The organism is Miniphocaeibacter sp., assembly GCF_049276255.1.
In the GTDB taxonomy this organism is placed as follows: Bacteria; Bacillota; Clostridia; order Tissierellales; family Peptoniphilaceae; genus Miniphocaeibacter.
The window spans coordinates 18910-32329 of record NZ_JBASWB010000081.1; the positions used below are offsets into that span (position 1 = coordinate 18910).

General features: G+C 27.7%; 17 protein-coding genes. 10 read left to right on the forward strand and 7 right to left on the reverse strand.

Translation table 11 applies throughout. From position 1 onward, the window contains the following. Positions 1-72 precede the first annotated feature (72 nt). Both WAO56_RS11160 and WAO56_RS11165 read left to right on the forward strand, forming a co-directional pair. Positions 73-846, forward strand: a complete 774-nt coding sequence (locus tag WAO56_RS11160) for an SDR family NAD(P)-dependent oxidoreductase (RefSeq protein ID WP_422144516.1) — start codon at positions 73-75, stop codon at positions 844-846. A gap of 250 nt (positions 847-1096) precedes the next feature. Next, complete coding sequence (locus tag WAO56_RS11165; RefSeq protein ID WP_422144517.1) at positions 1097-1855, forward strand: SDR family NAD(P)-dependent oxidoreductase; 759 nt, start codon at positions 1097-1099, stop codon at positions 1853-1855. A gap of 16 nt (positions 1856-1871) precedes the next feature. Here the strand turns inward: WAO56_RS11165 and WAO56_RS11170 are convergent, their stop codons facing one another. The 3 genes from WAO56_RS11170 to ilvN form a co-directional block, all read right to left on the reverse strand. After that, a complete protein-coding gene (locus WAO56_RS11170; RefSeq protein WP_422144518.1) occupies positions 1872-2333 on the reverse strand; it encodes a hypothetical protein in 462 nt (153 codons plus the stop codon). A 124-nt stretch (positions 2334-2457) separates the two neighbouring features. Further along, the gene (ilvB, locus tag WAO56_RS11175) at positions 2458-4143 is read right to left on the reverse strand and encodes a biosynthetic-type acetolactate synthase large subunit (RefSeq protein WP_422144519.1); all 1686 of its coding nucleotides are present in this window, start codon (positions 4141-4143) and stop codon (positions 2458-2460) included. Beyond that, positions 4140-4643, reverse strand: a complete 504-nt coding sequence (gene ilvN, locus WAO56_RS11180; protein WP_422144520.1) for an acetolactate synthase small subunit — start codon at positions 4641-4643, stop codon at positions 4140-4142. Before ilvN ends, ilvB begins: the two co-directional genes overlap by 4 nt. Before the next feature lie 168 nt (positions 4644-4811). Here ilvN and WAO56_RS11185 point away from each other — a divergent pair, with 168 nt between their 5' ends. Then, positions 4812-5438, forward strand: a complete 627-nt coding sequence (locus WAO56_RS11185) for a hypothetical protein (protein ID WP_422144521.1) — start codon at positions 4812-4814, stop codon at positions 5436-5438. Positions 5439-5583: 145 nt separating this feature from the next. On the opposite strand, the gene WAO56_RS11190 is transcribed toward WAO56_RS11185, so the two are convergent. Next, a complete protein-coding gene (locus tag WAO56_RS11190) occupies positions 5584-6009 on the reverse strand; it encodes a deoxycytidylate deaminase (RefSeq protein WP_422144522.1) in 426 nt (141 codons plus the stop codon). Between the two features lie 117 nt (positions 6010-6126). Between WAO56_RS11190 and WAO56_RS11195 the strand changes: the two genes are divergently transcribed. Continuing rightward, positions 6127-6558, forward strand: a complete 432-nt coding sequence (locus WAO56_RS11195) for a membrane lipoprotein lipid attachment site-containing protein (RefSeq protein ID WP_422144523.1) — start codon at positions 6127-6129, stop codon at positions 6556-6558. Positions 6559-6576: 18 nt separating this feature from the next. Here WAO56_RS11195 and WAO56_RS11200 read toward each other — a convergent pair whose 3' ends face one another. Continuing rightward, positions 6577-7125 (reverse strand): CDP-alcohol phosphatidyltransferase family protein, encoded by a 549-nt coding sequence (locus tag WAO56_RS11200; protein WP_422144524.1) that lies wholly within the window; start codon positions 7123-7125, stop codon positions 6577-6579. Between the two features lie 8 nt (positions 7126-7133). Further along, the gene (locus tag WAO56_RS11205) at positions 7134-8555 is read right to left on the reverse strand and encodes a phospholipase D-like domain-containing protein (protein WP_422144525.1); all 1422 of its coding nucleotides are present in this window, start codon (positions 8553-8555) and stop codon (positions 7134-7136) included. A gap of 150 nt (positions 8556-8705) precedes the next feature. On the opposite strand from WAO56_RS11205, the gene WAO56_RS11210 reads away from it, so the two are divergent. The 3 genes from WAO56_RS11210 (at position 8706) to WAO56_RS11220 (ending at position 10851) form a co-directional block, all read left to right on the forward strand. After that, entirely contained in the window at positions 8706-9515 is an 810-nt protein-coding gene (locus WAO56_RS11210) for an MBL fold metallo-hydrolase (RefSeq protein WP_422144526.1), read from the forward strand. Positions 9516-9626: 111 nt separating this feature from the next. Beyond that, entirely contained in the window at positions 9627-10388 is a 762-nt protein-coding gene (locus WAO56_RS11215; RefSeq protein WP_422144527.1) for an NADPH-dependent oxidoreductase, read from the forward strand. Positions 10389-10587: 199 nt separating this feature from the next. After that, positions 10588-10851 (forward strand): hypothetical protein, encoded by a 264-nt coding sequence (locus WAO56_RS11220; RefSeq protein ID WP_422144528.1) that lies wholly within the window; start codon positions 10588-10590, stop codon positions 10849-10851. 83 nt (positions 10852-10934) lie between these two features. Here the strand turns inward: WAO56_RS11220 and WAO56_RS11225 are convergent, their stop codons facing one another. Then, positions 10935-11504, reverse strand: coding sequence for a DUF1643 domain-containing protein (locus WAO56_RS11225; RefSeq protein WP_422144529.1), 570 nt, complete (start codon positions 11502-11504; stop codon positions 10935-10937). A 125-nt stretch (positions 11505-11629) separates the two neighbouring features. Between WAO56_RS11225 and WAO56_RS11230 the strand changes: the two genes are divergently transcribed. The 3 genes from WAO56_RS11230 to WAO56_RS11240 are packed head-to-tail and all read left to right on the forward strand — an operon-like array spanning position 11630 to position 13385. Beyond that, positions 11630-11923 (forward strand): hypothetical protein, encoded by a 294-nt coding sequence (locus WAO56_RS11230; RefSeq protein WP_422144530.1) that lies wholly within the window; start codon positions 11630-11632, stop codon positions 11921-11923. A 42-nt stretch (positions 11924-11965) separates the two neighbouring features. Beyond that, positions 11966-12646, forward strand: coding sequence for an ABC transporter ATP-binding protein (locus WAO56_RS11235; RefSeq protein ID WP_422144531.1), 681 nt, complete (start codon positions 11966-11968; stop codon positions 12644-12646). Next, positions 12633-13385 carry a hypothetical protein gene (locus WAO56_RS11240; protein ID WP_422146364.1) on the forward strand — a complete coding sequence of 251 codons (753 nt, stop codon included), beginning with the start codon at positions 12633-12635 and terminating at the stop codon, positions 13383-13385. The genes WAO56_RS11235 and WAO56_RS11240 overlap by 14 nt, the downstream gene beginning before the upstream one ends. Positions 13386-13420: the final 35 nt, after the last annotated feature.

Consider the following 13420-nt stretch of genomic DNA (forward strand, 5'->3'; position numbering starts at 1 on the left):
TAATAGATAGTGTGAAAACGTTAAATAGCGCAACAAGTATTGTCTATAAAAAAAGTGATTATTGGAGGAATTATGAATTATTTTGATTTTACAAATAAAGTTGCTGTAGTTTTTGGGGCTTCTTCCGGAATAGGTAAAGCAGCAGCTTTAGGTTATGGAGATTCAGGAGCAAAGGTAGCTGTTTTAGCAAGAAGAAAAGAAAAACTTGATGATCTTGTTAAAGAAATGCATGACAAGGGCTATATTGCTACAGCGTTTGAATGTGATGTGACAAATGAAGAAAGCATTAAAAAAGCAGCAAAAGAAGTAGTTGAAAAATATGGAAAAATAGACATATTATTCAACAATGCAGGTATTGCAGTACCAGGATCTGTAGAAAACATTACTGTTGAACAATGGAATAAGTCAATGAATACAAATGTTAGAGGAGCTTACATGGCTATGAAGTACTTAATTCCAGAAATGAAAAAAAACAATTATGGAAAAGTTATTAATACAGCTTCTGTAAATGCAGTACTATTTGATAAAAATGAAGATTTAGTAAGACATGCATATAATGTTTCAAAATCTGCTATGGTAGGTTTAACAAAAGCGGCTGCTGCAACATATATGAAGGATGGTATTACAATTAATACTATTGGACCTGGATTATTTGAAACAGAAATGACAGAGGGAACCCTATTTAAGCATGAAGGTTTTATGAAAGCTTATAATGCGTCAAACCCTGCTGGAAGACCAGGAAAAATGGAAGAATTAATTGGTACAATTATGTATTTATCATCAGATGCATCAAATTATGTAACTGGACAATTAATTTTAGTTGATGGTGGAATTACTTTAGTATAATACAATATAAAGATAGAATAAAAATAGACATGGTTTTCATGTCTATTTTCTATAATAGGACAATTATGATATTATAATATTATAATGGAAATGTTTCCTATTTATATATCCCTTACATTTAAGTATAAATTGAATTTTTTGAAAAACATTTTCAAAACAATATTTATTGTATATAATATTATTAATACAATAATAAATTTAATATAGATAATTGTATATTTTACTTTAATTATCTAAATAAGGAGGAAATATGAATTATTTTGATTTTACAGACAAGGTTGCAGTGGTATTTGGAGCTGATTCAAGAATAGGAAAACTAGCAGCTCTAGGCTATGGTGATTGTGGTGCAAAAGTAGCAATTCTAGCTAAAAACAAAAGCGATTTAGATGATCTTTTTAAAGAAATGGGTGACAAAGGATATATAGCAGTTGCTTTTGAATGTGATGTAACAGATGAGGAAAGTATTAAAAAATCAGCAAAGGAAATAGTTGAAAGATTTGGTAGAATAGACATTCTATTTAACAATTCCGGTGTAATTCAACATGGTTCTGTTGAAGAATTAACTGAAGAAGAATGGAATACTTCTATGAATATAAATGTTAGATCTGCATATTTAGCTATGAAATATTTACTTCCAGAAATGAAGAAAAACAACTATGGAAAAATTGTAAACACTTCATCAGCAAGTGCAATTTCATTTAGTAAAGACGATGTTTTAGTTAGACATGCTTACAATGTATCTAAGGCAGCAATGGTTGGTCTTACTAAAGCAACAGCAGCTACCTATATGAAAGATGGTATTACTGTAAATGCTATAGGCTTGGGAATATTTGAAGATGAATTAAAAGAAGAAAAAGATTTAATTGAAAACTATCTTGCAAATAATCCATCAGGACGTTTAGGAAAAATGGAAGAATTAATGGGTACAATTATGTACTTATCATCAGATGCATCAAATTATGTAACAGGACAATTGTTACTAGTTGATGGTGGTGTTACATTAGTATAATATTTAAAGGGAGAGTTTAATTACTCTCCCTTTTTGTTTCTTTGGTTATATCTTTAAATTTTAAAGATAGTTCACTATCATTTTTATCTTCACCGTATATATAATATACATGCCCAGGTTTTACAGTATAGATAGAAGTAATTTCATCTGTTTGTACAGATTTCTTTAAAGCATGAAGTTCTACATATTGGTATTTTAATTCTAAGGTATTTGTATATTCGAAAATATATCCTTTAGATTTGTCAGGAATTTTCGTAAATATATCTAAATCATCCTTAACCATAGGAACAGGTATTTTTCCATTAATAGATAATATATTTACATAAGCATTTGAAAATAAGTAGCAAATTTTTTCTTCATCGATTTTAGATAGTCTTTTTCTTTCCTTATGTCTTTTATCGTATTTTGAATAAGCATATATTGTAAGTATTGCAACAAAAGCAATAGATATAACATTCATAATATTTGAATCAGCCAAAATAACCTCCAAGATTTTTTGTTTATTTTTTAGTCTATATAAATTATACAACATTATATAAAAAAAAGATTAATAGCATTACACCAATAAAGTGTAAAACTATTAATCTTTTATAAATTTTAAATTAATATAGAATCTCCTCTCCATCAAAATAATCTAATTTTTTCACACCTAGTCTTGCAGAAGCAACAGGATAAACTATTTCTGTTGTTTGGGTATTAACCTCTACCAATGTAAATTTTCCATTATTTAAGGCCTTGTTAATAACATCATCTATTTGTGAAATATCATCTATTCTATAGGCTTCGGTATTAGGGTAGGACTTTACTAATTTGCAAAAGTCTGGGTTACATGTAAACTCTATACCGCTATATCTTTTATTACTGCCAAAATACTGTAATTGTCTTACTAAATTTAGGGATGAATTATTAAATAGGAACAACTTAATAGGTAGATTTTGCTCTAAGGCTGTAGCAATTTCAGCAAAATTCATCTGTAAAGAACCATCACCACAAATATTTATAACTGTAGCATCAGGATTGGCTTTAGCTACTCCAATAGCAGCTGGTAGTCCGTATCCCATTGTACCTAATCCACCGGAAGTAATAAATCGGTCAGGTTTTGAAAAATTGTAAAATTGAGCAGCAAACATTTGATGTTGTCCAACTTCAGTACAAATATATGCTTCACCCTTAGTTAAATTACATAATCTATCTATAACCATTGGTGGATTTATATTTTCTTTATTATATTTCATTGGATATTTTTCATCTAGTTTCTTAATATCCTTAATCCAATTAGAATAATCTAATTTATCAATAATTGGGTTAAATTCATCTAGAAAATTTTTAATATCTGAAACTACCGGGTAGTGGGTAGTAATGTTCTTTCCTAATTCAGCAGGGTCAATGTCAACATGAACAATAGTTGCATTTTGAGCAAAATTATCTGTAAGCATAGTTGCTCTGTCATCGAACCTTGCTCCTAGACTTAGAATTAAATCACATTGGTTAATTGCGTAATTTGAAGCTGCTGTTCCATGAAGTCCTAACATACCAAAATAATTTTCAAGGTTGTTATTAATAGCCGCTTTCCCCATTAAGGTAGTTAATATTGGTGCATTTACTTTTTCAAATAATTCTTCTAATTCTTTGAAACATTTTGAATAAACAGCACCTCCCCCAATTAATAAAAGAGGTTTTTCAGATTTTTCTAAAATTCTTTTAATTCTTTCTACCTGTTTTATATTAGGGTAATAATTTGGATTATATCCCATTAATTTAGGTTTAGTAGGTTCAACGTATTCAAAGGTAGTTAATTGAATATCCTTAGGAATATCTATAAGAACAGGTCCTTTTCTACCTGTATTTGCTATATGAAAGGCATTTTCAAAAATTTGTGGAATTTCAGAAGCGTCTTTTACTAAATAACTATGTTTGACTATTGGTAAAGTTATTCCTGTAATATCAACTTCTTGGAAGGCGTCTGTTCCAACCATTGAAGTGGATACTTGTCCTGTTATGGCTATTAATGGAACAGAATCCATAAAAGCTGTAGCTATACCCGTAACTAAATTAGTTGCACCGGGACCGGACGTTGCTAAGCAAACACCTACAGTATCCGAAGTACGGGAATGACCACTGGCAGCATGGGCAGCTGCTTGTTCATTTCTTACTAGTATATGTTCAATATCTGTATTTAAAAGTTCATCATAAAGGGGAGTTACCGCTCCTCCGGGATAACCATAAATATATTTTATATTATTGTCCTCTAATGCTTTTATTACAGCTCTTGCACCGGTTATTTTCATTTAATGGAAACCCCCTTACTTTTTTTAGCACCTCTTGATAAGGCTATCATACCTGTTCTAACTATTTCCTGTATACCATATGGTTGTAAAGCTTTTTCTAAAGCTGAAATTTTACTAGTTGTTCCTGTTGCCTCAATAACAAAGGAATTAACATTCATATCTATTACTTTAGAACGGAAAATATCTACAACTTGTAGAATTTCAGTTCTTGTACTTTTACTTACATTTAACTTAATCATAACTAGTTCTCTTTCAACAAATTCTTCATCAGTTAAATGGATGACTTTAATTACATCTATTAGTTTATAGAGTTGCTTCTCTACTTGTTCAATCGTTTTCTCATCACCGTTTACAACAATTGTCATTCTAGATATTCCTGGAATATCCGTCTCACCAACTGCTAAACTCTTAATATTATATCCTCTTCTTGAGAAAAGACCAGATACTCTTGAAAGTACACCAGCTTTGTTCTCTACAATAACAGAAATTGTATGTTCCATCTTATGTCCTCCTTTGATGAATAAAAAATGTATTACTAAAAATAGTATTATATTAAAGTATAAAAGTCAATTGTATTTTTTATGAAATAGTATTTATTTGAATAAAACAATTACTGATAATTGAAATAGTTTAAAGGGTATAAACTTATTATAGAGGGGGAATACGTTATGAAACAAAATGTAGATTTAATAAATTTTAAAAATAGTGAAGATGCTCATGAGGTATTTGACAAATTAAGTAATAACCCTATTAAAGATAATTATACAATAAACCAAATGGTTATAGTAAGTAAGAGTAATGACAAAATAATAGTAGAAGATATTTATGATTCAGGCTTAGACACAAGGGATGATATGATAAAGGGAGGCCTAATAGGAGGCCTTGTTGGTATATTAAGTGGTCCTGTAGGAATACTATTATTTAGTGGCCTAGGTGTTTTAATAGGTAATAGAATGGACATAGCTGATGCTACTAAAAATATGTCCTTAATTGAAAAGGTTGGGATTTTAGTAAATGAAGACGAGGAAGCGATTATTCTTCTAATAGAGGAAGAAATAGATGGCATAGATAAAGAACTTGAAGAATATGAACATGTTCTTACAAGATTTAAGGCATCAGAAGTACAGTATGAAGTTGAAGAAGCTAAAGAGCTTGAAAAACATCTAGAAAGAGAAACTAGATATAAAATAAGGGAACAAAAAACAGGTGAAAGAAAAGCAAAGGTTAAAAAATACAGGGAAAAAATATCAGAAGAATTTGATGAATTAAAAGAAAAATTGAAAAAGAAATTTTAATAAAAATATAAATTTGCCATAATTTCATTAATCTTTCATTATCTATAATACAAGAGTAAAAAATATAAAAATATATTTTTAAATAAAAATCCTAGATATATTCCCAATATAGGGCAATTTTGGAATATACCTAGGATTTTAAATATTAATATTTTAATTCAACATGTTCAATATTGTTTTTTTCTAACAATTCAATAGCATAGTCATCAATTCTATAACCATTTAGATAATATATTTTTGATATTCCAGCTTGAATTAGTGCTTTAGTACAATTAAGACAAGGAAAATGAGTTACATAACACTTACATCCTTTAACGGAAATTCCTTCTTTTGCACAGTATAACAAAGCATTCATTTCAGCATGTATAGTAGCAATACAATGGCCATCTCTCATAGTATGTCCAATTTCATCACAGTGAGGGTTTCCAGATACAGATCCGTTATAACCTGTAGAGACAATTCTATTGTCTTTATTGACTAAAACACAACCGACATAAGCTCTGTCACAAGTACCTCTTTCAGCAACGCCTTTTGCTAAATCAATAAAATATTCATCCCAAGATTTTCTCATAAATAACCTCCAATATTTAAAAACATTATACCATAATATAAATATATATTTTATAGTTACAGCAATATAGGGACTATGATATAATAAATACGAGTAATTGAGATAGAGGTGTGTTTTATGAAAAAGATTTTACTAATAATTTCATTTCTATTTATTTTAACTTCATGTAGAAGTGGGAGAAAGACAACTGTAATGGAGTTAAATATGAATAATGAAAAATACGATGAGATTTTAGAATTTTTTAATGCCATAGATAAAACTGAGGAAATTAGTGGGATTATTAAAGGGGACGAAAATTATACGTTAATATTTAATAATCCGAATTTTAAAATAGATAAGGTAAAGATTGATTATACTAGTGATTTAATGAAAATTAACTTACAGGGAGAGGACTCGGAAAATGAGCCTATAAAAGTTTATAATATAATACTAGGCGATGATTATAAAAAGAATATTGGTGCGGAATCAAAAAATCATTCTGTAATTGTCGAAAGAAGTGGAAAAGAAATGCAAACAGTAATTATTGATGCTATAAACACAGAAGATTAAAAAAATGTAGACTTAAGTCTACATTTTTTTGTTATTATTTGAAAATATTTCTTTTCTTTTACTAACATATTCAGGAATGTAAAGGACAGCTGATATAATAGCTGTAATAGTTGCAATAAATAATAAAGTTACAACAATAAAATTAGGCATATTAGGTATAAATAATAAAATAATCATTACCATATAATATACAAAGGTTGAAACCTTACCAAACCATTTTGCTCCTTCAAGCTTTATTCCATTTTTCATTAAATATCCACCTAAAATTAGCATTATTAAATCTTTTAAAATCATAATTATAAAAAAATATTGGTATTTTTTTATAGATATAATCATTGTAATAGAAATTGCTGCTTGGGTTAATTTATCGGCAATAGGATCTAATATTTTTCCTAGGTCAGTTATCCAATTAAATTTTCTTGCTAAATTTCCATCTAAAAAATCTGTAATACCAGATAATACTAAAATAAATGCTGCATTAGTTGTATTACCTTTAATCATTTGCCAAACAAAAAAGGGTATTAAAAATATTCTAAAGGTAGATAGTATATTTGGTATATTTTTCATTTTTCCTCCTAAATTAAGAATTGGAAGGGACGCATAATTATAAATACTGTCCAAATTAAAACTTTTTTATACTTAGGAGCTTCCTCTAAGTCTACTGTATTTGAAATTTCATATTCATTATTACTATTTAGTTTTAATGAATTATTCTTTAAATTATTAATATGATCTGTTAATTCGTGTGCTAGCTCCTTGCTATCTACAACTAACATAGTTTCTGTATCTAGGTAAAAACTACGATCATCCATATTATAAGAGCCGACTATTGCTAAATTATCATCAATTACAATGGATTTTCCATGAATTGAATCCTTACTTTGATATTCATAAATAGATGCTCCTGTTTCAATAAATTTTTTCCTATGACCATAGTAGTTTGAAAAAGCAGCTAGATTAGGAGTAGAGGCAGGTGAATTTGTTTGCATTATTAAAGGTACATTGCTTGAGACTTCTTTCATTGTAGAAAGTAAGTTCTTATTTCCCGTAGCATAAGGAGTTTGTAAAACAACCGATTTTTTAGCCCTTAGTGCTAGCTCACGTAACTGATAGGCAACATGAGGTTCTTTTTTAGCCACATCTATTGGATTATAAATTAAGGTAATCTTATTTGTTTCTACAGTTCTATTTAAAAAGTCATCTAGGGTTTTTTCAAAAAACTTACTATTTGATTTTTTAAAGGTTTCAAAAGAGTTTTCCAATAATGAAAGATGCTTGTCTTTTCCTCTATCCTTGATTTTAGAAGTATGCTCAAAATTCCATAAGCTGTAAAAATAATTATTTACTTGTTTAACAGCAGTTTCTTCTTCTGTAATATCCTTATTATAGTTCCATACGAAAATTTCCCTGTCATGGGTTATAGGACCTTCAAATTCTTTAGGTGCAAAATGTCTTTCATCTATATTTCTACCACCAAGTAAGAGAAATTCATTGTCGGCAATAATTATTTTATCATGTAATAATAATTGCAAGTTCCAAGGAGTTAGAGGGTTTACTGGATTATAAACCCTACATTCTATATTGGTATGATTATTTAATACATTTAAAAAATTCTTTGCATTTACCCCATAGAAATAGGATTTTCCATCAAGAAGTATTTTAACATTTACCCCTCTATTGGCTGCTTGCATAATTTCATCTAAAAAAGCTCTCGTACTAAGGCTATCCTTAATCTTGTAGGTAGTAATATAAAGAGTTTCTTTTGCATTACGAACCATTTCCATTCTAATATTAAGGGCATCTGTAGGTGTTTCAATAATTGTTGCTCTATCGGGGCCGACTTCAGAATTTGTAAACTTGGTTTTTGAAAAAATTTCCTTATTTTCTTCACTAACTTCTTTTGTGAAAAAACAAGGTATAATTGATCCTATTATTAGATATAAGATTATTAAAAATAAAATTATTAATAAATAATGTATTAATTTATTTAAAGACATATTATTTCCTTTCTTTCTTTAAACGATAAATATCTATTAATCAGCATTTTAACACATTCTGGGAAAAAATTATATAAGGCCTTGTTTTGTAATATAAAAATTTTTGTATTAAAATACTATTTAACAAGTCGTAATAAAAGAGGAGAAAATATGAAATTAAGAGTTTTAGTTGATAATAATACATATATAGATCATTATTATTTAGGAGAGCCAGGAGCTAGTTATTATATAGAAATAGATAATAAGAAACTACTACTAGATACAGGCTATTCAGGAGTCGTAGTAGACAATGCAAGAAAAATGGATATTGATTTATCAAAATTAGATAAAATCATCATTTCCCATGGACATGATGATCATACTAAAGGCCTTGTAAAAATAATAGAGGATTTTAATACTTCTAAGATGGAATTAATATCCCATCCAGATGCTTTCTACCCTAAAAGAGCTAGAGAAGGAGATGTTGGCTCTCCTTTAAGATCTAGTGATATAGCAGAAAAATTCAAATATAACCCTTCAAAAAAACCCTTTAATATAACGGAAAACTGTATATTTTTAGGTGAGATACCGGAATATTTCGATTTTGAAAAAAGAAGGGTTTTAGGAGAAAGGGAAATAGATGGAAAATTAGAAGATGATTATATGATAGATGATTCTGCCATAGTGTGTAAATTAAAAGATGGTATTTTTATAATAACAGGTTGTTCCCATAGCGGAATTTGCAACATAGTAGAACATGCTAAAAAAGTATGTAATGATGACAGAATAGTAGGAATTATAGGAGGTTTTCATCTTTTTAAAACAGATGAAAGATTAAAGAATACCATAGATTATTTTTTAGACAATAATGTTGGAATCGTATATCCTTGCCATTGTACATCGTTAGGGGTTAAATCAGAAATATTAAAATATTATGACTTTGATGAAATAGGCGTAGGATTTAAATTGGAAATAGAATAATATTAAAAATTCATAATAAATAGTATTATTAAAATTTTATAAATATAGGGTATATATAATCAAAGAACTGTTTTATTAACAATATATTATTATAAACTAGCAGGAGGTATTATGAACCATACAATAAAGACTCAATTAAACCACAGAACCATTAGAGAGTTTAAAGAAAAAGAAGTTCCTGAAAATCTATTAAAGGAATTTATTTCAGTAATGCAAAGAACTGCAAGTAGTACGGGAATGCAGACTTCTTCTATTATTAGAATTACAGATAGAAAGGTTAAAAAACAAATTGCAGAGGTTTGTAAACAAGAATATGTAGGACGGGCACCGGAGCTTTTTATATTTATAGTTGATGCCTATAGGAATAATAGAATAGCTGAAAAAAAAACAGGAAAATTATTTCCTGCAAGTCATGATATGGATAGGTTTTTTCAAGGATGGACAGATTCCTGTTTAGCTGCTCAAAACTTAACAAATGCAGTAGAATCAGAAGGTTTGGGAGCAGTTTTTCTAGGTTCTATTTTAAATGATACCGACAAAATAATAGAGATATTAAAGTTACCGAAACTTACTTTTCCAGTAGTAGGAGTAGCTTTTGGATATTCAAATCAAGAGCCACAATTAAAACCTAGAATGGATATGAATTTAAGACTGTTTGAAAATGAATATAAAGAATTTGAAAACTATATGGAAGAAATAGAAGACTATGATGAAGAAATGCAAACATATTATGATTTAAGAGATGCAAATAGGAGAGTTGATAGCTTTAGTAAACAGGTTATTGATAAACTTGAAAATGTATTGGAAAACAGAATTAAAATTTTAAATTCAGCTATCAAACAAGGTTTTGATTTAAATTTAGAAAAAGAGTAATTCTATAAAATAAAATAGAATTAAGCTAAACTTTTTGTTATAAAAACATCAATAAATTTAGTTTTTTTAATAATTTAACAAATTTTACAAAAACTTAATAAAATAAGTCTATAGCTTTTTATTTTATTGACATAGTTTTAGTAATAATATATTATCTCCAAGTAAGATATTTACACAATCTATCTTAAGGAGGATTAATATGTTAAAAACAGATAGAGAAATAGCTAAAGAGTTAGTAAATAAATTAAATATAGAAATGTCAGACACTAAGGATAAAAAAATAAAAGATTCAATTATTAAAGCTTTAAAGGATTTAGATAGAGAAGATAAATCAACTAAAAGATCTTTAAATAAATTTGTAGAAGAAATAAATGGATATATTATAAAAAATAGACAATCTATTTCTGTTAAAAATTTAAATATAATAAATGAATTATCAAATATGTCTATGAGCTTTAGCTAATAAAAAGCCTGTTATTGTTAAATAACAGGCTTTTTAATTTTTAGGAAAGTATAATGTTAAAAAATTTACTGTGGTATTTATTATTAATTAAAATATTCCTCTGGTAGCTTGCAGGCGACTAATTCTTTTAAATACAAGGGATGGACAGTAAATCCTTTTTTTGTAAGTAGTTCGCCGGTATTGGTTTTAAAACAAAATAAATTATTTTTACTTTCTAGAAGTTTCTTCAGCTGAAAAATCAGTTTTTCCATGCCCTTATTTGTAGGGTTTCCCGTTGCTATAATAATATTATCTACATAATTCATTTTTTCCTTAATTTTATTAAAGTTTTCATTAATAATATTTTCAAATTCATTATTGTTAAATTTATTTAAATCCTTTGAATTTGTTTCATAAAAAGGAAGTAGACCTACAACAGTTAGGGTTTTATATTTATTTTCATAGGCGTATTTACATAGTCTATTTAAAGTATTATCGGACTGTGTCCTTGTTGCCTTACTTGGATTCATCGAGCAAATTAAAAGGTCTTTGTCCTTCCTGTAACTATCCCTTAAAATTGGAATTTTTATTGAATATCTGTAACTATATCCGTTAATTTCCCCGTTTTCTATTTCAATCTTGTCCTTATCTATATATTCTTTATATTTAACCATAATAACCTCCAATTAAATTATAGCCTATTTAATCTTAAGCTTATCTTAAGGTTACAGCAATTTTAGTTTTAGCTTGATTGCCTAGAATATATTTATGGGAAATAAATGAAAGGAAGTATGTTTAAATGCTTACAATGTTTTTAAGATATATACCAAGTATATTATTAATTATTGGTGGGCTATTATTCATTGTGTTTAAAAAATTAACATGGAATAATTTTATTTATTTAATTTTCAAGGATAGTAAAGAAGCTATAAATAAATTTACAGGAAAAGTATGGATTATATTAGGGATTGTTTTATTAATCTTAACTATAATCATGAATTTAGAAATAAAAACAATAGTATGTTTGTATTTATTATTAATATTTATTTCATTTATTATAGTATATTTTGAATTTAAGAAAAGATTACAGTAAAACCCAAGAATTAACATTTAGGAAAGGACACAGGAGGGAAAGATGATTAGATGCAGGAATTTAACTAAGAAATATGGAAATAATACAGTAGTGGATAATATTTCCTTTGAAATAAAAGAGGGGGAGGTTTTTGCCTTACTAGGAAGTAATGGGGCAGGAAAAACAACAACGATTAAGATGATTTTGAATCTTACTGAAAAAACTTCAGGAGACATTTATATTAAAGATAAGGTAAAAATAGGTTACTCTCCGGAAAGACCTAGTTTTTATGAGATGTTAACTGGCTATGAGCATTTAAAATTCTATGGAGAATTACAGAAGATAAATAAAAAAGAACTTAAAAATGAAATATTAAAAGTCTTGGAAATAGTGGGTTTGGAAAATAATAAAACAAAGGTTAAAGGCTATTCAAAAGGAATGAGACAAAGACTATCTATTGCCCAAGCCTTACTGGGAAATCCTGAACTTTTAATCTTAGATGAACCAACATCAGACCTAGATGTTATAGGAAGAAACACTATTATGGACTTGATTTTAGAGCTACAGAAAAAAGGAAAGACCATAGTTATTAATTCCCATATTTTAAACGATATTGAAAGAACCTGTAATAGAGGAATAATAATTAACAAAGGTAACATTGTTGTAAATTGGGAAAAGGATAAAACCAGTAGGTCTTTAGATGAAATATTTATTGAAGGAGTTGGAAATTATGACTATAAGTAAAATAATAACTAGAAAGAATTTAAAGTTTAAAAATTTAATAATTGGTATAATAATAAGTCTACTACTTGGATTTCTATTTTATGGTTCAGGCACCTTAACTATAAATGATAAGCCTATTAATAGTTTTGATGGTGCTATTTCAACATTATTGCCTATTACAATGTTTTTTTCATCAGTAATAGCAACTTTTGTTTCTGCTAATTCAATACCAGATGAATATAATAACAAGAGAAATCAATTAATTTATATTCGGGGAATAAAACAAGTAGAATATCATTTAAAAATAACTTTAGGAAATATAATGTCCTCAGTATTTTTTATGGCAATTCTTTTTATACCTGTTCTAATAATTGGATTTAGGTATGACAATAATATAAATCTACTAAAGTTAATTGGGGTATTTTTACTATCCCTTCCAAATATAATATTTATTTCCCTAGTTAGCACTTCCTTATCAAATATTGGGGGGTTTTTACTAGGTGCCATAGGAGGAATGTTATTTACAATAATAGGATATTTCCATGAAATACTGGATTTTCTTAGTAAAATGACAGAGGGAGTTCTTTTAAAGATAATTGAAATAGTGTTAAAAATTACACCTAATCTATATGGAGTGTTAAATATTGGTAAAAACTACTTGTTTGGAAATAAGCTAGATTTTAAGGCCTTATATTCAGTAGGAATTGGAATTATTGTAGCAATTATAGTATTAATAGTATATAAAAGAAAAAATGATTAGGAAAAGGGAAGCTATATTCCTTTTTTTCTATTTTT